This is a genomic window from Sphingobium cyanobacteriorum, assembly GCF_030580935.1.
Taxonomy (GTDB): domain Bacteria; phylum Pseudomonadota; class Alphaproteobacteria; order Sphingomonadales; family Sphingomonadaceae; genus Sphingobium; species Sphingobium cyanobacteriorum.
Genome location: NZ_JAUQOM010000013.1, coordinates 1 through 18,305, shown reverse-complemented (window position 1 = coordinate 18,305; position 18,305 = coordinate 1). Strand labels below are relative to the sequence as shown.

Annotated in this window: 17 protein-coding genes; 6 read left to right on the top strand and 11 right to left on the bottom strand. The window is 64.4% G+C overall.

The window, feature by feature from the left end; all coding sequences use genetic code 11:
• Positions 1–108: 108 nt before the first annotated feature.
• The 4 genes from Q4610_RS17885 to gluQRS all read right to left on the bottom strand — a co-directional run bounded on the left by Q4610_RS17885 (position 109) and on the right by gluQRS (position 2,882).
• Positions 109–951, bottom strand: a complete 843-nt coding sequence (locus Q4610_RS17885; RefSeq protein WP_304537304.1) for a GGDEF domain-containing protein — start codon at positions 949–951, stop codon at positions 109–111.
• A 124-nt stretch (positions 952–1,075) separates the two neighbouring features.
• Positions 1,076–1,645, bottom strand: coding sequence for a cob(I)yrinic acid a,c-diamide adenosyltransferase (locus Q4610_RS17880; protein ID WP_304537303.1), 570 nt, complete (start codon positions 1,643–1,645; stop codon positions 1,076–1,078).
• A 66-nt stretch (positions 1,646–1,711) separates the two neighbouring features.
• Positions 1,712–1,945, bottom strand: coding sequence for a twin transmembrane helix small protein (locus Q4610_RS17875; protein WP_304537302.1), 234 nt, complete (start codon positions 1,943–1,945; stop codon positions 1,712–1,714).
• Positions 1,946–1,955: 10 nt separating this feature from the next.
• Positions 1,956–2,882 carry a tRNA glutamyl-Q(34) synthetase GluQRS gene (gluQRS, locus tag Q4610_RS17870; protein WP_304537301.1) on the bottom strand — a complete coding sequence of 309 codons (927 nt, stop codon included), beginning with the start codon at positions 2,880–2,882 and terminating at the stop codon, positions 1,956–1,958.
• Positions 2,883–2,975: 93 nt separating this feature from the next.
• Here gluQRS and Q4610_RS17865 point away from each other — a divergent pair, with 93 nt between their 5' ends.
• Entirely contained in the window at positions 2,976–3,542 is a 567-nt protein-coding gene (locus tag Q4610_RS17865; protein WP_304537300.1) for an HNH endonuclease, read from the top strand.
• Positions 3,543–3,668: 126 nt separating this feature from the next.
• On the opposite strand, the gene Q4610_RS17860 is transcribed toward Q4610_RS17865, so the two are convergent.
• The gene (locus Q4610_RS17860) at positions 3,669–4,394 is read right to left on the bottom strand and encodes a Crp/Fnr family transcriptional regulator (RefSeq protein WP_304537299.1); all 726 of its coding nucleotides are present in this window, start codon (positions 4,392–4,394) and stop codon (positions 3,669–3,671) included.
• 216 nt (positions 4,395–4,610) lie between these two features.
• Here Q4610_RS17860 and murA point away from each other — a divergent pair, with 216 nt between their 5' ends.
• Both murA and Q4610_RS17850 read left to right on the top strand, forming a co-directional pair.
• A complete protein-coding gene (murA, locus tag Q4610_RS17855) occupies positions 4,611–5,894 on the top strand; it encodes a UDP-N-acetylglucosamine 1-carboxyvinyltransferase (RefSeq protein WP_304537298.1) in 1,284 nt (427 codons plus the stop codon).
• A complete protein-coding gene (locus Q4610_RS17850; RefSeq protein WP_304537297.1) occupies positions 5,887–7,413 on the top strand; it encodes a PAS domain-containing protein in 1,527 nt (508 codons plus the stop codon). The genes murA and Q4610_RS17850 overlap by 8 nt, the downstream gene beginning before the upstream one ends.
• Here the strand turns inward: Q4610_RS17850 and Q4610_RS17845 are convergent.
• From Q4610_RS17845 to Q4610_RS17825, 5 genes are all read right to left on the bottom strand, one after another.
• Positions 7,361–7,795, bottom strand: a complete 435-nt coding sequence (locus tag Q4610_RS17845; RefSeq protein ID WP_304537296.1) for a response regulator — start codon at positions 7,793–7,795, stop codon at positions 7,361–7,363. The genes Q4610_RS17850 and Q4610_RS17845 overlap by 53 nt on opposite strands.
• A 97-nt stretch (positions 7,796–7,892) precedes the next feature.
• A complete protein-coding gene (locus Q4610_RS17840; RefSeq protein ID WP_425262587.1) occupies positions 7,893–8,120 on the bottom strand; it encodes a DUF2188 domain-containing protein in 228 nt (75 codons plus the stop codon).
• Between the two features lie 151 nt (positions 8,121–8,271).
• Complete coding sequence (locus Q4610_RS17835; protein ID WP_304537295.1) at positions 8,272–9,459, bottom strand: GGDEF domain-containing protein; 1,188 nt, start codon at positions 9,457–9,459, stop codon at positions 8,272–8,274.
• A 163-nt stretch (positions 9,460–9,622) separates the two neighbouring features.
• Positions 9,623–11,890, bottom strand: a complete 2,268-nt coding sequence (locus Q4610_RS17830; RefSeq protein ID WP_304537294.1) for a glycoside hydrolase family 3 N-terminal domain-containing protein — start codon at positions 11,888–11,890, stop codon at positions 9,623–9,625.
• 130 nt (positions 11,891–12,020) lie between these two features.
• Positions 12,021–12,341 carry a DMT family transporter gene (locus Q4610_RS17825; RefSeq protein ID WP_304537293.1) on the bottom strand — a complete coding sequence of 107 codons (321 nt, stop codon included), beginning with the start codon at positions 12,339–12,341 and terminating at the stop codon, positions 12,021–12,023.
• A gap of 272 nt (positions 12,342–12,613) precedes the next feature.
• Between Q4610_RS17825 and Q4610_RS17820 the strand changes: the two genes are divergently transcribed.
• Complete coding sequence (locus Q4610_RS17820) at positions 12,614–13,885, top strand: tyrosine-type recombinase/integrase (protein WP_304537292.1); 1,272 nt, start codon at positions 12,614–12,616, stop codon at positions 13,883–13,885.
• A gap of 87 nt (positions 13,886–13,972) precedes the next feature.
• Here the strand turns inward: Q4610_RS17820 and Q4610_RS17815 are convergent, their stop codons facing one another.
• Positions 13,973–14,629: a lytic transglycosylase domain-containing protein gene (locus Q4610_RS17815; protein WP_101794850.1), complete on the bottom strand. Its 657-nt coding sequence runs from the start codon at positions 14,627–14,629 to the stop codon at positions 13,973–13,975.
• Positions 14,630–14,753: 124 nt separating this feature from the next.
• On the opposite strand from Q4610_RS17815, the gene Q4610_RS17810 reads away from it, so the two are divergent.
• Together Q4610_RS17810 and Q4610_RS17805 are read left to right on the top strand one after the other, a co-directional pair.
• On the top strand, positions 14,754–15,683 hold the full coding sequence (locus Q4610_RS17810; protein ID WP_304537291.1) for a DUF7146 domain-containing protein: 930 nt from the start codon (positions 14,754–14,756) through the stop codon (positions 15,681–15,683).
• 41 nt (positions 15,684–15,724) lie between these two features.
• Positions 15,725–18,196 carry a strawberry notch-like NTP hydrolase domain-containing protein gene (locus Q4610_RS17805; protein ID WP_304537290.1) on the top strand — a complete coding sequence of 824 codons (2,472 nt, stop codon included), beginning with the start codon at positions 15,725–15,727 and terminating at the stop codon, positions 18,194–18,196.
• Positions 18,197–18,305 lie beyond the last annotated feature (109 nt).

Sequence of the window (18,305 nt, the reverse complement as noted above, 5' to 3'; positions counted from 1 at the left end):
GCCTGCCCTTCCCGATACGGTTGCGCCGTTCTCTCAAGGGACAAGAAGCGCATGAACCGGCATGGGGTTCCGCGCTTCCCTTTTGATCACACCGTTGGGGCGTCTGGCTCATGCCTCCTGAAAGATCGGCGCCGCGCGGCAGATGCGGTCGCGGCCGGCCTGCTTTGCGTCATAGAGCGCCTCGTCCGCGCGGCGCAGCGTCTGCTCCAGCGGTTCGCCGTTCCAGCGGCAGATGCCGGCGGAAAAGCTGATCGGCCGGCCATGGGTTTCGCCGATCGGGTCGCTGCGCATCCGCGCGGCGATCCGCGCCAGCGTCCAGCTTGCTTCATCCTCGATGCAATCCTGGAAGAAGATCGCAAATTCCTCCCCGCCCCAGCGGGCGACCAGATCGACCCGCCGCACCAGTGCCGACAGGCGGGTGGCGAAGGCGGCCAGCACCCGGTCGCCCTCCTCATGGCCGCTGAGGTCGTTGACCCGCTTGAAATAGTCGATGTCGATGATCGCGACGCAGCCCCGCCGCCGCTCCGCCGGCAGGGCGTCGAGCGCGCTGAGGAAGCCGCGCCGGTTGGCGATGCCGGTCAGCGGGTCTTCATGCGCGGCCTGGTGCAGATCGTCCATGCGGTCGCGCGCCCGCTGCACCCCGGCATAGAGGGTCTGGATCACGTCGCCCACCTCCGGCAACAGCGGGGCGTCGCCGCGCCCCTGATGCAGCGCATCGGCGAGCGCATGGATGGGGTTGAGCAATGCGCCGATGCCGAACAGGGCGATGCCGGTGCCCACGATGGTGGCCAGCGTCAGCAGCACGAACTCCGCCAGCGCGATGCGCCCGGTGGCCAGCCCCCAGGCGAGATAGCCCAGCAGCGGCATATGGGTGGCAATGAAGCAGAGGGTGAACAGGCGCAGCCGAAGCGAGCGCGGAAAAATGAAGGATGTGGCGAGGTAGAATTGCACGTCTTTCCCCCGGTTGCGGTGCGATGAGCATCGCATCTCCGGTCGGGCGCCTAAACGCGGCCTGAAGAAACAGGGTTAAGCGACCATTACCGGATGGGCCGTGCGGGGGGCGAGTCGAGCCGAGTCAGCGCGACGCGCCCGGCACCCATTTCACATCGGCCGCGCCATGGTCGTTCAACCGCCGCGCGAGGACGAACAGCAGGTCGGACAGGCGGTTGAGATAGGCGAGCGCATGGGGGTTGAGCGCCACTTCGGCCGCTGCGGCGGTTGCGCTGCGCTCGGCCCGGCGGGTGATCGCGCGGGCCAGGTGGACAGCGGCGGCGGCGGGCGACCCGCCCGGCAGGATGAAGCTGTCGAGCGGGGCGAGGTCGGCGTTCATCAGGTCGATCTCCGCCTCCAGCCGGGCGACCTGCCCGGCGATGATCCGCAGCGCCCAGGGTTCGTCCGCGCCGTCGGGGATCGGGGTGGCCAGGTCCGCGCCCAGGTCGAACAGGTCGTTCTGGATCATGGTCAGCCAGCGCGCCTCCGGCCGCGCGCCCATGGCGACGATGGCCAGGCCGATCGCGCTGTTCGCCTCATCCACATCGCCCACCGCCTGCATCCGTGGCGCGTGCTTGGGCAGGCGCGATCCGTCGACCAGTCCGGTGGTGCCATCGTCGCCGGTGCGGGTGTAGATTTTGTTCAGCTTGACCATGACATCTGGCCCTTATGGCAATGCCGCCCGTACCATCCTGCGCCTGCCGGACAGGACGATGCCAGGTCAGCTATGTCCCTTGGCCATCAGCAGGATCGCGACGATGATGACCGCCGCCGCCTGAAAGAAGATGCGGTTCATCATCATCCTGTTCTGTTTCAGGCTGGATGGCCGCACCGCGCCTTCGGGCAGGTTCAGCTCTTCCTTCGTCGTCTGGAGGAAGGCGATGATGCCCCGGATCAGCGCAACCAGCGTTGCGATCATGGCCAGGATCAGGGCGATGACTAGGATCGTGTTCATGGGAGGGATGCTAGGCGTTTGCGAGGCGAATGCCAATGGGAAAGCGCCCTGCCCGAAGGTGTAGCGCCAGCCTGTCGCCCGCCATTCCCTGGGCGCGCAGGTCGGCCAGCGCGATCGACCCGTCCCGCTTGGCCAGTCGCCGGCCATCTGGCCCGACCAGCAAGGGATGATGCAGATAGGCGGGGGAGGGGAGGCCCAGCAGCGCCTGCAACAGGGCATGAATGTCGGTCGCGCCGCGCAGGTCGTCGCCGCGCAGCACATGGGTCACGCCCATCGCGGCATCGTCCAGCGTGCAGGACAGATGATAGCTGGCGGGCGCATCCTTGCGCGCCAGCACGACATCGCCATGGGCAAGGGGGGTGGCGACATGCGACCGCTCTCCTTGCCAATAGTCATCGCCGCGCGGGATTGACGGGGCGGAAAAGGGGATCGCCGTCCACCCGACCGTGCCGACCCGCGCCACCGCCCGTCCCATGTCGATCCGCCAGGCATGGGCCTGCCCCTCCGCGATCCGGCGCGTCCGGTCCGCCGGGTCCAGCCCCCGGCACGTTCCCGGATAGACCGGCCCTTCCGGCCCGTGCGGCGCGGTCAGGCTGGCCTGAATGTCGGCGCGGGTGCAGAAACAGGGATAGAGCAGCCCCATGGCGCGCAGCCGTTCCAGCGCCGCGTCATAGCGCTCCAGCCGCTGCGACTGGAAGATGATCTCGCCATCCCATTCCACCCCCAGCCAGCGCAGGTCCGCAATGATCCCCGCGACATGCTCCGCCCGGCTGCGGGTGCCGTCTATATCCTCGATCCGCAGCCTGAACCGCCCGCTCGCCGCGCGCGCCATGTCATGGGCCAGCAACGCCGACCAGCCATGGCCGACATGCAGCTTCCCGGTCGGGCTGGGGGCGAAGCGCGTCACCATATGCTGTGGTGGGACAGGATGAGTCATACAGGCTCTTGACGGGGGATATTCGTTAATGCTGTCATGCCCTTGTCACCTTGCTGTCGGATCAGCGGCGGGACCAGGGGGAAGAAGGTTTCTATGTACCATCCCGACCTCATACGACATCCGGAAAATTGTCCGGCGCTGGTGCTGAACGCGGATTATACGCCGCTCAGCTATTATCCGCTCAGCCTGTGGCCATGGCAGACCGCGATCAAGGCCGTGTTTCTCGACCGGGTCGACATCGTTTCCAGCTACGAACGGGAAGTCCACAGCCCCAGCCTGGAAATGAAGATCCCGTCGGTGATCGCGCTGAAACAATATGTGAAGCCGTCCGAACATCCCGCCTTCACCCGGTTCAACCTGTTCCTGCGCGACAAATTTTCCTGCCAATATTGCGGCGTCACCAGCGACCTGACGTTCGATCATGTCGTCCCGCGCCGCGCCGGCGGGCGGACGACATGGGAAAATGTCGCCACCGCCTGTTCGCCCTGCAACCTGCGCAAGGGCGGGCGCACACCCAGGGAGGCGGGGATGAAGCTGCATGTCCAGCCGATCCGCCCGACCAGTTGGCAGTTGCAGGAACATGGCCGTGCCTTCCCGCCGGGCTATCTGCATGAAAGCTGGCGCGACTGGCTCTACTGGGATGTCGAACTGCTGGCGTGACGCCTGGGGTTGCGATGCCGGCTGCCACCGGCTTTCTGTCGGAGCGCAAGGCGGGGTAATGGCATCGTTATCGGCCGTAGCCGAACGCCGGAGCCAGGCGGCGGGCAACCAGTCCACAAGGTCGCGTCAGGCGGCCGGCAACCAGTCAAGGTCCATGTCCTTGTGCCGGTTGGTATAATGGCCGATCTCCTCCAGCCGTCCCATTTCCAGCAGCGTGATCCGCCCGTTGGAGCGGCTGATCAGCCCCTCCAGTTCCATCTGCCGGATCATCCGGTTCACATGGACAGAGGTAAGGCCGATCGAATCGCCGATCTCCTCCTGCGTCAGCTTCAGGTCGAAACTGTCGGTCATGCTGTCGTCGGTAACGCGCAGCCGGTCGAACATGTCGAGCAGAAACGACGCGACGCGCGCCTTGGCCGATGTTCGCCCCAGCGCGGCGAGCCGGTCGGTCATCGACACCCGCTCGGCATTGGACAGCAGAAACAGCAGCGCCGCGACGCGGGGATATTCCTCCAGCAGACGGCGCAGGGCGTGCTTGTCGAACGGGCATACGACCGCATCCGACAGGGCGACCAGCGATTCCGGCGCCTTGCTGTAGATCGTGCTGGCCGACCCGATGAAATCGCCGGGGAAGTAAACGCGCAATATCTGCCGGCTGCCGTCGGGCAGGATGACGAAGCTCATCACCCGGCCTTCGCGCAGCACGAACAATTCCGTCACGGTTTCGTTGACGCGCTGGATCATCGCGCCACGCTTCACCTTGCGCGGATTTTCCTCAAGCCTGGCCAACGCTTTCTTTTCCGCGTCGGACAGGGGCACCTGCTTTGCCAGCCTTTCCGCGAAACAGCTCATTGCCACCCAAAACACCTTTTTCCCGTTGTCGTTACGATGGCAAAACGCCTTACGCGCCTTTTGGCTGCATTTTCAGGATGCGCACTAAACTCGATCAAGGTTGGCGGACGCTTTGCAATAATGTTTCAACGCCTTGGCGCACCCGGCGTCCATGGGCCGCAATTGCTTGCGCAGCCGCCTTGCGCGGGGCGCAATAGACGTTATTAACCCTGCCTAATGGACCGTATTCATATCCGCGGCGGCAATGCGCTCAACGGCCGCCTGCCCATCTCCGGCGCCAAGAACGCCGCGCTCACCCTGCTGCCCTGCGCGCTGCTGACGGACGAGCCGGTGACGCTGCGCAACCTGCCGCGCCTGGCCGATGTCGACAGTTTCGGCCACCTGCTGAACCAGTTGGGTGTGTCGACCATGATCGAAGGCGCCCGGCCGGAAGATTTCGGTCGGGTCATGACCATGCGCGCAGGCCGCGTCACGTCGACCGAGGCGCCCTATGACATCGTGCGGAAAATGCGCGCGTCGATCCTGGTTCTGGGGCCGCTGCTCGCCCGCGCGGGCGAAGCGCGCGTGTCCTTGCCTGGCGGCTGCGCCATCGGCAACCGGCCGATCGACCTGCACCTCAAGGCGCTCGAAGCCTTTGGCGCGATGCTGGAGATCAACGCGGGCTATGTCCGCGCCAGCCTGCCGGATGGCGGCCTGCCCGGCGGGATCTACACCTTTCCGGTGGTGTCGGTCGGGGCGACCGAAAATGCGCTGATGGCGGCCGTGCTGGCCAAGGGCACCTGCATTCTGGAAAATGCCGCGCGCGAACCGGAAATCGTCGATCTGTGCAATCTGCTGCTGGCCATGGGCGCGGACATTGAAGGGGTGGGCACCGACAAGCTGATCGTGCATGGCCGTGACCGGCTGCACGGCGCGACCTATCGCGTCATGCCCGACCGGATCGAGGCGGGCAGCTATGCCTGCGCCGTCGCCATCACCGGCGGCTCGCTCGACCTGGCTGGCGCCAATGCCGACGACATGCACGCCATCCTGGTCGCGCTGCGCGACGCGGGCGTTCAGGTGGACCCGCACAAGGACGGCATCCGCGTTTCGTCCGATGGCAAATTGAAGCCGCTCAGCCTTTCGACCGCGCCCTTCCCGGCCTTCCCGACCGACATGCAGGCGCAGTTCATGGCGATGCTGACGCTGGCCGACGGCGCATCGGTGCTGACCGAAACGATCTTTGAAAATCGCTACATGCATGTGCCTGAACTGGCGCGCATGGGCGCGGACATCGCCGTCAACGGTCGCACTGCCATCGTGCGGGGGGTGCCCCGGCTGGTCGGCGCGCCGGTGATGGCGACCGACCTGCGCGCGTCGATGAGCCTGATCCTCGCCGGTCTGGCGGCCGAAGGGGAAACCCAGGTCCAGCGCGTCTATCATCTCGACCGCGGCTATGAACGGCTGGAGGAGAAACTGTCGGCCGTGGGCGCGGATATCGAGCGGGTCGGTGATGGTTGAGATGTGCGGTCTGGATTCCGACCGGACGGCATTGCTGGCGCTCTATGATCTCGACGCCGGCGGTTTCCGTTCGCTGGATGATATCACCGCTTTCGCGGCGCAATTGTGCGACGCGCCGGTCGCGCTGGTCAGCATCGTGGAGGAGGAGCGCCAGCGTTTTCTGGCCCGCACCGGGCTGGACGCGACGGAAACCCCGCGCGACGTTTCCTTCTGCGCCCTCGCCATGCTGGGGGAAGAGATTTTCGTCGTGCCTGACGCGACCCTTGATCCGCGATTCGCCGACAATCCCCTCGTCACCGGGGCGCCGCATATCCGCTTCTACGCCGGCGCGCCATTGACGGCGGCGAACGGCACGCCGCTGGGCGCGCTGTGCGTCATCGACACCGTGCCGCGCGCCGACCTGACGCCGATGCAGCGCCAGGGGCTGGCCCTGATGGCGCGGCAGGTGATGGTGGAACTGGAAGGGCGGCGGCGCGACCGCGACATCATCGCCCGGCAGAGGATGGACGCGGCGGCGATGGCCGACAGCGACCGCATGTTCCGCACGCTGGCCGACACCATGCCGCAGATGGTGTGGTCGACGCTGCCCGATGGCTATCATGATTATTATAACGCCCGCTGGTATGAATATACCGGGATGCCGGTGGGGTCGACCGATGGCGAGGCGTGGAGCGGCATGTTCCATCCCGACGATCAGGAGCGCGCCTGGTCGCGCTGGCGCCACAGCCTGGCCAGCGGCGATCCCTATGAGATCGAATATCGGTTACGGCACCATAGCGGGGATTATCGCTGGACGCTGGGCCGCGCGCTGCCGATCCGCGATGCCGCGGGCAACATCACCCGCTGGATCGGCACCTGCACCGAAATTCACGAACAAAAGCTGATGATGGAAGAGCGCGAGATGATCGCGCATGAACTGTCGCACCGGATCAAGAACATCTTTTCGGTGATCGCCGGCCTGATCGGCCTGTCCGCCCGCCAGCACCCGGAAATCGGCGAGGTCGCCGACGATCTGCGCGACCGCATCCTGGCGCTGGGCCGCGCCCATGATTTCGTTCGCCCGCACAGCGCCGAATCCGCGCCGAAGGTCGGGCAGGGGCAGGGGCATCTGTGGGGCATCCTTACCCAGATTTTCGCGCCCTATCGCGGCACGGAAGGATCACGCATCCTGCTGTCGGGTGACGATGTGCGGATCGATGATCGTTCCGCCACGCCGCTCGCCCTGCTGTTCCACGAACTGGCGACCAACGCGGCCAAATATGGCGCGCTGTCGGTGCCCGAAGGCCGGGTGCATCTCCATGTCGCGGTGGAGGGCAAGGATGTGCGGATCGACTGGCGGGAAGAGGGCGGCCCCGCCGTCGCGCCAGCGGAGCAGGCGGGCTTTGGCAGCCGGCTGATGACGCTCAGCGTGGAACGGCAATTGGGGGGGCGGATCGTGCGCGACTGGCAGGCCGACGGCCTGCGGATCAGCCTCTGGATCCCATCCCGTTCCATGAGCCGGGCGGCGGGAACGGCGTAAAGCCGGAAATATCAACGTCCAGCAGGTCAGGCTCGTCCGTTGCCGCCAGTTTCAGGGCGGCCGCGATGCTGTGCGCACGAAACGGCTTGGTAATGACGCCCAGCGGCGCGATGGACGCCGCACCGATCTGGGAAGGATTTGCGGTCACATAGATGACGCGGATGCCGTGGCGGCTGGCCAGTTCCATCCCGATCTGCGGGCCGGTGGGACCATCGCGCAGGTTGAGGTCGACCAGGGCGATATCACAGTCCTGGGCGCTGGCGAGAGCAGCTTCGCGGTCTGCGGCGATGGCGCTGACATCGAAACCGGAATCCTCGACGATCTGCTCGATTTCCAGCGCGACGAAAATCTCGTCCTCAACGATCAGAACCTTCTTGCTCATGCCTTATCCTGCTAAACCTGGAGCTAGTAAAACCCGTTTTGGCGTCCCGGTTCCGCGAAGGTGCGAAAAATCTTTTGCTGATGTTCCAAGGGACAGGTCAATCCTGATTGGTCCAGAGCGTCTCGAATGTCGTGCCCTGCATCAGCAGGACGGAGGCGGGATAGCCCCCTGCGGCCGCCTGCCGCGCCGTCGCCGTGGCGCTGTCCACCGCCTGCGCCTGGGTGGGGAAGGGGCCATAATATTTATTGTCCAGATTGATCTTCCAGACGCCCTCATGATGCAGAACGATGTAGCGGGCGTGGGGGAGGTTGGGGGGCAGGGACATGGGGTGCACTCTCTCCATATTATGCTGGCGCCAGCGCCATAGGGGCAGCGCGTCAGGGTTGTAACGATAGCATGCGCTGAAAAGAAACGGCTTTTCGGTTGATGCCCGACTGCGCTGCCCTTGCGGTCGCCTTTCGCCGTGCAGCGCGGCGTCAGGCGGCGCTTGCGTCGCCCAGTGGCGGGGCCGATGCCGCCAGCCCGCCATAGCGACGACCGACGCCCTTGCCCGCTTCCTTGGCGGCATAGAGGGCTTCGTCCGCCCGGAGCCGCAGTTCGACGGTGTTCGTCGCATCCTCCGGCAGGCAGGCAAAGCCGATGCTGGCCCCCACCCGTACGATCACGCCATCACCCAGATCATAGGTATAGCGCGAAATCGCCGCGATCAGACGATCGGCCAGTGGACCGATCTGGTGCGTGGCCATGTCCGGCACGACCACCATGAATTCGTCGCCGCCCATCCGGGCCAGCAGGTCGCCGGGCCGCAACTGCGCCTTCAGCCGTTCGGCGACATGCATCAGCAACACGTCGCCCGCGCCATGGCCATGGCGGTCATTGACGGCCTTGAATCCGTCAAGATCGATCGAGATCAGCGCCATGTGCCGGTCGGGCTGGGGCGTGATCTGCCCCAGCGCGTCGTCCATGCCCTGCCGGTTGAGGATGCCGGTGAGCGAATCATGCTGGGCCAGGTGCAGCATCCGGGCATGGGCCTCCAGCGTGGCGAGCAGCGCCTTGTGAAAGGTGACGATGATCTGTGTCGCGCCAAGCAGAAAGGGGGGCGTGATCAGCAGGATGACGAGGAACCATGGCTCCGCCGACACGACCGCCCCTGCAACGAAGGGCAGGTCGACCAGCAGGATCAGCAGGAAGGCAAAGCGCGGAGCGGCATAGTTGCGGGCGCAGATCGGCCCGAACATCGCCATGACGAGGGTTGCAGCCAGCACGCACAGCACCATGTCGTCACCGCGCATGATGGTGAAGGCCAGCACGCCCTGAAGGCTGCACCAGAGCGCCGACAGCAGCACCGCGCCGTCGATCGTCGGCATGATGCAGGGATTGCGTCGCACCCGCGCCTCACGCCTGCGCCAGTCGATCACGCGGCCCGACGCAACGGCCAGTTCCAGCCCGCCGAGCAGGATGAACAGGCCGCTGTCCGTGCGCAGAAAGGCGACAAGGATGATGGTGAGCGCGCAGAAAGACCCCATCAGCGCAGCAGCAGGCGAACGCAGCAATTGCCCCAGCAGGAAGGCGCGTCCGGCCCGGTCCACGTCTCCGACTGGTTCGAACAGCCAGCCCAGCATTGCAGCACCGCGCCCCAGACGGGCGCGAGAGGAGTCATCCACGTCCCGTCTCTCCCGGTTATCGTCTGCCCTTATCGCACGGTCATGATTAGCAAATGGTTAGGAGGGCCCCATGATGTGGATCGGATGCGGCGATCATGCCATCGCTATAGTCCGATGGCCGCACCCTGTTTCGTCCTTGGTGGCGCGGTGACGCAATCCGATGTCAGCCCGCTTCAGGCAGCGCATATAGGGTGAACGCCCCCTTCAATCCCCCGACGCTCGATTGCCCGACCCACAGGTCGAACGCGCCCGGCTCGGCGATGCGCTGGCTCTTCGCGCCAACAAATTCCAGGTCCCTGCGGGAGAGGGAGAAGCGTATCGTCCTGCTTTCGCCCGGCGCCAGAGTCACGCGGGCCATGCGTTTCAGTTCGCGGATCGGACGGGTGCGGCTGGCGACGCGGTCGCGGGTGTAGAGCTGGACGACTTCGCTGCCCTTGCGCTTGCCCTTGTTGGTGATGCGCGCGGTCACTTCGATCGCGGCGTCCCAGCGCAGCGCGGTGTCGGACAATGTGAGCCGGTCGAGCACGAAGTCGGTATAGGTCAGGCCGTGGCCGAAGGGAAAACGGGCGCTGTTGTCGGTGGTGGCGTAGCGCGCCTTATATTCGGTGCGGTCGTCCACCACCGGGCGGCCGGTTGATTTGCGGTCATAATAGAAAGGCTCCTGCCCGCTTTCCCAGGGGAAGCTGACGGGCAATTTGCCGGACGGGTCGACCCGGCCCAGCAGGATGTCGGCGATGGCGTGGCCCGCCTGGCTCCCCAGGAACCAGGTGGCGAGGATCGCCTGCGCATTGGCGACGCCACCATGCAGGGCGAGCGCGCGGCCGTGGCGCAGCAGGACGGCGACCGGCTTGCCGGTGGCGGCGACGGCATCGGCCAGCGCCTGTTGCGCGGGCGGGATTTCGATGACGGTGCGGGACTGGGCTTCGCCCGACATGGCCTGCGATTCGCCGATGGCGAGCAGGACGATGTCCGCCGCCTTCGCTGCCGCGACCGCCTGCGCGATGCCGCCGTCGATCGGCGCGTTGACGGCGCTGCCGTGCGTGACCGTCAGCGTCGCCCCGTCGGGCAGAGCGGCGCGCAGGCCGGTGGCGATGTCGACGCCCTTGCCCGGATCGCCGTAAAAGGCCCAGGGACCATAGAGATTGGCGGTGTCATCGGCGAAGGGGCCGATCAGGGCGATCTTTTGCCCTCTGGCCGGGTCGATTGGCAGCAGGCCGTCATTTTTCAGCAGCACGACCGACCGGGCGGCGGCTTCGCGGGCGAGGGCGCGGTGGGCGGGCGTGAAGATGCGGGTCTTTTCCGCTGCCTCGTCCAGCGATCGGTAAGGATTGTCGAACAGGCCGATGGCGGCCTTCACATAAAGGATGCGGCGTACGGCGACATCGACCGTGGCCATCGGCACCGCGCCACTCTTTACGAGGTCCGGCAGGTAGCGAATGTAGAGGCCGCTCTGCATCGACATGTCGACCCCGGCCAGCACGGCAAGGCGGGCGGCGTCGCGGTCATCCTGCGCGAAGCCATGGGCGACCAGTTCTTCATCGGCGGTGTAATCGGAAAAGACGAAGCCGCGAAACTGCATCTCGCCGCGCAATATGTCGGTCAGCAGCTCGCGGTCGGCGGTGGCGGGGACGCCGTTGATTTCGTTGAAGGCGGCCATGGTGGTGAGCGCGCCGGCGGCGAATGCCTGGCCAAAGGGTGGCAGATGGGTTTCGCGCAGCGTTTCGTCGCTGATGTCGACATTGCCATATTCGAGGCCCGCGGCGACCGCGCCATAGGCGGCGAAATGCTTGGGGCAGGCGAGCAGGCTGTCGTCGCGGCGCAGATCGCGGCCCTGAAAGCCGCGGATGCGCGCGGCGGAAAGGAGGCCGGTGAGGGTCACGTCCTCCCCTGCGCCTTCGACCACCCGGCCCCAGCGCTGGTCGCGGGCGACATCGACCATCGGGGCGAAGGTGAGGTGCAGGCCGGCGGCGGTGGCTTCGACCGCCATCGCGCGGGCGGTGCGCTGGCACAGGTCGGGATCGAAGCTGGAGGCTTCGGCGAGGGGCACGGGAAAGATGGTCTTGAGGCCGTGGATTACGTCTCCGGCGAACAGAAGCGGGATGCCGAGCCGGCTGTCCCTGACCGCGATCTCCTGCGCCCGGCGCGCGCCGGCGACGCCGATGCCGTTGAACAGGCAGCCGACCCGGCCCTTGCGCACTTCGTCGGCCAGGCGCCTGGCGTCCTGGATGCCGACCTGCGGATTGGGCGGGTTGAAGGGGCGGAAACTGTCGGCCAGGCAGGTCATCTGCCCGGCCTTCTCCTCGATCGTCATCTTCGCGATCAGGGCATCGACGCGCTCGACATCGGTTTGCGCCAGAACGCCGCGCGGCAGGCCGATGGCGAGAACGCCGCCCAGCGTGCGGATCAGGAGGTCGCGACGGTCAAGGATCATGCAGGGGAAAGCGTAGCCGGGAAAGGATGAATGCAACTTGTCCAGCCAACGTCCCGGTCCTGATTTTGTTGCCCCCACGCAGTCCGTCGCGCGGTCAAGACCGGCAGGGGGTGCTGCCTCCAGCCTGCGGTCAGGCCGATGCGAACAGCTTGGTGCCCATGACGCCGACCACGATCATCGCCATGAAGGCGATCTGCGCCGGATTGACCCGGTCGCCAAAGAAGAGGATGCCGCCGATGATGACCCCCACCGCGCCCAGGCCCGTCCAGACCGCATAGGCGGTGCCCGCCGGGATACCCCGCATCGCCAGCGCGAGCAGGCCCATGTTGAGGAAGCTCAAGGCAATGGGCACGGCGGACGCCTGCCAACTGCCAAGCGTCGCGGCCCATTTCAGGCTCAAGGCCCAGCAGATTTCGGTGAACACGGCCACGCCGAGAATGAGCCACGCCATCGGACGCTTCCCTTTCGTCTTGCAACGGGCTCGTCAGGAAAGGCGCGCCAGCCGGAAACCCGAAAAGAGGCCGCGCGCCTGATGGCCGGAAGGCTATGGTGGACGCACTTGGGCTCGAACCAAGGACCCGCTGATTAAGAGCCATGATCAGAGGGTCCTAGCGCGTCCGCATGGGTCCAAAAATGGCGGAAATCTGCGATTCGTAGTCCGCATTGTTCTTGAAATGTTCGCCAGTATCCACTACAAAAAGCTACCTAAGGTAGCAGGTACATATGGCGAACAAAGTAGGTTTGACGGATGCGAAGATCGCAGGGCTGAAGGCGCCGACAGCGGGTCAGATTGAGCTCGCCGATGGTATCGTACCCGGACTTAGGCTCCGCATGGGTGCCAGTGGTATCAAGACGTACATTCTGCGCAAGCGGGTTCAGGGCAAATGGTTGAATGTGACAATCGGACGCCATGGGCCAAGCTTTACGCTGGCCCATGCCCGAAAGAAGGCGCGCGATCTGCTTGTCGATGTCGAGCAGGGCAAGAGCATCGCCAGAAAAGCGGGGGCAAAGAGAAAGGGATCAAAAGGCGTCGGGACAGTCGCGGAGCTCTACGAGACGTACCTTGCTCAGCAGATCGAGGGCAAAAAGCGGAGCGCGAGGGAGTTCGATCGAGTGTTCCGAAAATACATCGAGCCCGAGATTGGAGACCGGCTCGCGGACTCCATAACCCGAAGTGACGTGAGCCGCTTCGTTGAGAAAATTGCGTTCGAGCGGGGCAAGGAAACCCTGACGATGGCGCGGATCGTGTATCGCCACCTTTCAACTTTCTACACTTGGGCGCTCACCAGATTGGAGCATATGCCCGCCAATCCTTGCCGGGATGCATGGCGGCCGAAGCGGAATGAGCCTCGCGACCGTGTACTCAGCGACCGTGAGCTTGCTGCGCTGTGGCAATCTGCGGTCGAGGATGGCTATCCGTTCGGTCATCTCGTGCAGATGCTTATTCTTACGGCTCAACGCAGAGGTGAAGTGCTTGATGCGGCGTGCGATGAGTTCGACTTCAAGGCGAAAGTCTGGACAGTTCCGGGCGACCGAGCGAAAAACGGCAAAGCGAATGTGGTGCCGCTATCCGCCCAGGCCCTGGCAGTCATCACCGAGATATTCATGGCGGCTGGCATCGACCCTGACGAGGCCCACAAGCAATCCCAGATCCTGTTGGCATCGAAGGTCACCAATACGAACAGCGTCAGCGGACTATCGAAGGCCTGGAAGCGCATCAGGGCAAGCGTGGACGAAAAGCTCGGCTATGAGGCCGGTCACTTCACAATGCATGATATTCGACGGACGGTGGCAACTGGTCTCCAGCGTCTTGGCATACCCTTGGTGGTTTCTGAGGCGGTGCTCAATCACCAGTCAGGATCAGCTATGGCTGGCGTCGCTGGCGTCTATCACCGTCACCAGTATACCAACGAGAAACGGGAGGCGTTGGCGCTGTGGGGTAAGGAGGTAATGCAGATTGCAGCCAAGTATCCAGTCGAAGTCAAAGTCGGCTAATCTCACAGGGGTTCGCAACCGCTACGAGTCCGCCCAGCTAAAAACCGCAGGATGATGGGCCGTGCTATGGCCATCGTGGGTCGATCTTTAGAAACGCCATTGTCGAAGGACCTCTTGGACATATCCGGGCGTCTCGCCATTCCGGGGAATGCCGCCTGCGCGTTCCACTGCGCCGGGACCCGCATTGTAGGCAGCCACCGCGAGGTGAACCACGCCGAACCTGTCGAGCATCTGCCGCAGATACCGCGCCGCGCCGAAGATGTTGGCCATAGGATCGAAGCGATTGAAGACCCCGAGTTCTTTTGCCGTGGCTGGCATCAGCTGTCCAAGACCTGCTGCGCCTGCAGGGCTGACGGCGAAGGGGTTATATCGAGATTCTGTCCATACGAGCGCATCGAGCAGGCCCGCGGGCAATGAGTACTTCGCTTCCGCCGCATAGATGTGGGGAAGGTAGCTTGCTCGCCTGAAGTCGGAGGGGCCAGGTTTGGCCTTGGGTTCGTATCTGTATGGCAGGTTCACCCGGCCATTTTGTGGTACAATGAGACCCGATGCCGGGCCGGCCTGACGGGATGACCACAGCCCATGCTCGACCAGCTGGAAGCCGTTCGATGTTTCAGCAATCCGGATGCCTTCGGAGTGACTCGCGGGGGCTTCGATTGTGGCTGGCGCGGACAAATCCTGGGCTCTGGCGGAGGTAGCAGAGGTGATCGCGAAGCCTGCGACCAAGATAGCTTTCATTGTCATTTCTCGATCCTTCTATAGCCGAATCGAGTAAGAACATATATAGAACAAGTGGCGTAGGAAATTGGTTTGGCGCGAGTGCAGAGTGGAGGCTGCACGGGGAGGGCACCTCAACCGGAGAAGGTCGATGCCCCCGTTAGACAAACCTCATCAACTCGAACGCCGCGCCCGCGCGATCGTCGAAAGCCTTCAGGGTACATGGAGTCGGGGCAAAGGCATGTGCTGCTGCCCGGCGCATGATGACCGAACTCCTTCACTAAGCGTGACGCTGGGAAGAAAGGCGATCTTGTTTCATTGCTTCGCGGGATGCCTGAATGAGGACGTCATTGCGGCGTTGGATCGCCAAGGTTTTCGCAGCCGCGACCTGTTCAATGGCTCAGACGTCAGGTCCATCGAACGGCAAACTCATGGTGACTTCAGTCCCAATGCGCGGCGCTTGTGGCAATCGGGGACGGCGATCTCCGACGGCCCTGCCGCACAATACCTTGCGCAGCGCGGTCTTCTGCCCGCATCCGATCAACTCCGATACCTGGCGCGGACGCCGCTCGGGCCGCGCGGCGCTGTCCAATTTCTGCCCGCGATGCTGGCCGCAGTAACGTCCGACATTGGCATAATCGCGGTACACCGAACGTTTCTCAACGTGGAGAGCGGCAAGCTTGCCGCTTTCGACCGGCCCAAGCGTGCGCTTGGCTCCCTTGGTTTTGGTTCCGTCAGGCTGGCGCCGCCGGTGCAAGGGCGTCTTGGACTTGCCGAAGGGATCGAGAGCGCACTTTCAGCAATGCAGTTGTTCGGGATTTCTTGCTGGGCAACGCTCGGGAACGAGCGCTTCGGACTTGTTGCGATCCCGGAGGGCGTGCGCGAGCTCCATCTGTTCATCGACAATGATGCCGGTGGCGCTCTCGCCGAGAAGCGAGCTTTGAAGGCTTACGCTGCGCCTCATCGTGTCATCCACTCACGAGCACCGGCCTCGTCCGGTTTTGACTGGAACGATGAGCTGAAGTCCCGGCTTGCCGGTAAGCCTGATCCGTTGACCAGAGGGGAGGGGGCCTTTGGCTGATTGAGGCCTGCCCGCTGCAGGACCTCGTCAGGAGGTTTCCCATGTCCAATTCGTCCCTCGCTTTCGCATTCGATCCACCATCTCCGCCGCTTGTCGTGACGGCAGCCAAAGCAATGGCGGTACAACTGGCAGCAGGCGGCGCGCTTTCGCGCAGCGACATCAACCGCATCATGACGGACCACTTCGGCGGAACCGATGCACTCGGGGCATGGTCAGTCCGTGATGCTCACGCTGCGCTCGAGCTGGCGCAGGTTCAACATCTGCAAGCATCAGATCAAGTCCAGCCCACGAGCCCGATCGACGAGGCGGAACAGTTCTTCTGCGGTCTCGATGCCCGAGTTCCGACCCAAACCAATCGCAGCGACGAGCAGATCGAATGGCAGCAGTTTGCAACGCCGCCGCGGTTGGCCTGGCTTGCCGCACGGGCCTGCGGACTGATGCTCAACGAGCTCGTGCTCGAGCCCTCGGCCGGAACGGGGATGCTTGCGGTCTGGGCCGCCAAAGCCGGAGCCCGCCTAGTCCTGAACGAAATTTCACCGCTGCGCCGCGACTGCCTGACTGCGGTATTCCCGGATGCCCGCGTGACTGGACATGATGCCGAGCTGATCGACGAATTGCTCGATCCGGCCATCAGCCCCAGCGTCGTGCTGATGAACCCGCCCTATTCTCACGGGATCGAGCGGGGCCACGATGGCCGCACTGGGGCGAGGCATCTGCGATCGGCCTGGAACCGTCTGGCGTCCGGGGGGCGGCTTGTCGCGATCATGCCTGAATGGTTCGACTGCGTGCGGTTTTTGGCCGGGGCGAAAGGGCCAGTTTCGCTGAGGCTCAATGCCGCCGTCGAACGCGCGTTCGTCAGGCAGGGCACCGGCATTACCACGCGGCTGTTGGTCTTCGACAAGGTGGAAGACTCCAATGAGCCTGTCGCCATCCGCACAAACGACTTTCGCCAGCTGGTCGATATTGTCGATGCCTTGCCGGATCGCGCCATCTTGGATGCCGTTCCCGAGCAATCGAGCCTCCCGGCTCGTGCGCCGTTTCGCCTGGTGGCGGTGCCGCGCAGGCCGCTGCCGACACCAGCCAGGATCACGCCCCCAGCCTCCGCCATCGGGTCGCTCACCTATCAGTCGCTCGAAACCCCTGCGCGGCTTGCCCCTCAGGTTGGCCACTATCTGCCCTACCGCCCGAGCAGGATCGTCATCGATGGCGCGGCCGAGCATCCGACGCCCCTCGTTGAGTCAGTCGCAATGGGGTCGATCGCTGCACCCAAGCCGGACGCGGTGCCGCAGCTGCCTGGCGGACTTATCGCCAAAGGGTTGCTATCGAATGCCCAGGCAGAGACCCTGATCTACGCCGCCAGCGCTCACGGCCGCGATCTTCCCGGCCGGTTCGAGCCCGAGGAGAAGGGCTGTTCGCTCAAGGCTTCGGCGGAAGGACATACCTACCGGCAGGGCTATTTCCTTGGGGATGGCACCGGCGCTGGTAAAGGCCGCCAGGTCGCAAGCGTCATTCTCGATCGCTGGGTGCACGGCGAACGCCGCCATATCTGGATTTCGAAGAACGAGGCGTTGCTCGAAGATGCCCGGCGCGACTGGGCTGCGCTTGGCGGCCTCCCGATCGACATCCAACCTCTGGCGTCCTGGAAACTCGGCACCTCCATCGCGATGCGCGAGGGGATCCTCTTCGTGACCTATCCGACCTTGCGTTCGGGTCGAAACGACGCAACGCGCCTTGACCAGATCCTCGCCTGGGCCGGTGAGGATTTCGACGGCGTGATCGTGTTCGACGAAGCGCACGCCATGGCCAACGCTGCCGGCGGTGAAGGATCGCGCGGCAAGGTCAAGGGATCTGAGCAAGGCATTGCCGGGGTGCGTCTGCAGAACCTCCTGCCCCGGGCGCGCGTGCTGTACGCCTCGGCAACCGGTGCGTCCGACGTCAACAACCTGGCCTATGCGACGCGCCTCGGGCTCTGGGGTCCGGAGACCGCCTTCGCCAATCGCGAGGCTTTCGTTGCCGACATTCGCGACGGCGGCATCGCCGCGATGGAACTGGTTGCGCGGGACCTCAAGTCGCTCGGACTCTACACAGCCCGGGCCCTTTCATTCGCCGGTGTCGAGTACGAGATCCTCGAGCATTGCCTGACCGAGGATCAGATTGCGGTCTACGATGCCTATGCTGAGGCCTGGGCGATCATCCACGCCAACCTGCGCGACGCGCTGGAAGCCACGCGGATCGTCGACAGCGAGACCGGGGGAACGCTCAACTCCGGTGCCAAGTCCGCAGCGCTGTCGATCTTCGAGGGAACCAAGCAGCGCTTCTTCGCGCAGCTGCTTCTGTCGATGAAGCTCCCCAGCCTGCTGCCCGCGATCGATACGGCCATTGCCGAAGGGCAGGCTATTGTCGTCCAGCTGGTGTCGACCGCAGAAGCCATGCTCGACCGCCGGCTTGCTGACCTGTCTGACGAGGAGCGCGAAGCTCTCGAGATCGACCTCTCCCCGCGGGAATATGTGTAATGTGGAGCTCCACATTACACATATTCTTTGCAGTCGCAGTTTATGTCGAGCGTGCCGGCGAGAGACGCAGGTTTCCTTCGGTTTTCCATGATTTCACTCCAGATAATTA

Excerpts from the sequence above, each read along its gene's own strand:
- Q4610_RS17880 (WP_304537303.1), bottom strand. The coding sequence starts at position 1,645 with ATGGTCAAGCTGAACAAAATCTACACCCGCACCGGCGACGATGGCACC.
- Q4610_RS17875 (WP_304537302.1), bottom strand. The coding sequence starts at position 1,945 with ATGAACACGATCCTAGTCATCGCCCTGATCCTGGCCATGATCGCAACG.
- gluQRS (WP_304537301.1), bottom strand. The coding sequence starts at position 2,882 with ATGACTCATCCTGTCCCACCACAGCATATGGTGACGCGCTTCGCCCCC.
- Q4610_RS17865 (WP_304537300.1), top strand. The coding sequence starts at position 2,976 with ATGTACCATCCCGACCTCATACGACATCCGGAAAATTGTCCGGCGCTG.
- Q4610_RS17860 (WP_304537299.1), bottom strand. The coding sequence starts at position 4,394 with ATGAGCTGTTTCGCGGAAAGGCTGGCAAAGCAGGTGCCCCTGTCCGAC.
- murA (WP_304537298.1), top strand. The coding sequence starts at position 4,611 with ATGGACCGTATTCATATCCGCGGCGGCAATGCGCTCAACGGCCGCCTG.
- Q4610_RS17850 (WP_304537297.1), top strand. The coding sequence starts at position 5,887 with ATGGTTGAGATGTGCGGTCTGGATTCCGACCGGACGGCATTGCTGGCG.
- Q4610_RS17845 (WP_304537296.1), bottom strand. The coding sequence starts at position 7,795 with ATGAGCAAGAAGGTTCTGATCGTTGAGGACGAGATTTTCGTCGCGCTG.
- Q4610_RS17840 (WP_425262587.1), bottom strand. The coding sequence starts at position 8,120 with ATGTCCCTGCCCCCCAACCTCCCCCACGCCCGCTACATCGTTCTGCAT.
- Q4610_RS17830 (WP_304537294.1), bottom strand. The coding sequence starts at position 11,890 with ATGATCCTTGACCGTCGCGACCTCCTGATCCGCACGCTGGGCGGCGTT.
- Q4610_RS17825 (WP_304537293.1), bottom strand. The coding sequence starts at position 12,341 with ATGGCGTGGCTCATTCTCGGCGTGGCCGTGTTCACCGAAATCTGCTGG.
- Q4610_RS17820 (WP_304537292.1), top strand. The coding sequence starts at position 12,614 with ATGGCGAACAAAGTAGGTTTGACGGATGCGAAGATCGCAGGGCTGAAG.
- Q4610_RS17815 (WP_101794850.1), bottom strand. The coding sequence starts at position 14,629 with ATGACAATGAAAGCTATCTTGGTCGCAGGCTTCGCGATCACCTCTGCT.
- Q4610_RS17810 (WP_304537291.1), top strand. The coding sequence starts at position 14,754 with ATGCCCCCGTTAGACAAACCTCATCAACTCGAACGCCGCGCCCGCGCG.
- Q4610_RS17805 (WP_304537290.1), top strand. The coding sequence starts at position 15,725 with ATGTCCAATTCGTCCCTCGCTTTCGCATTCGATCCACCATCTCCGCCG.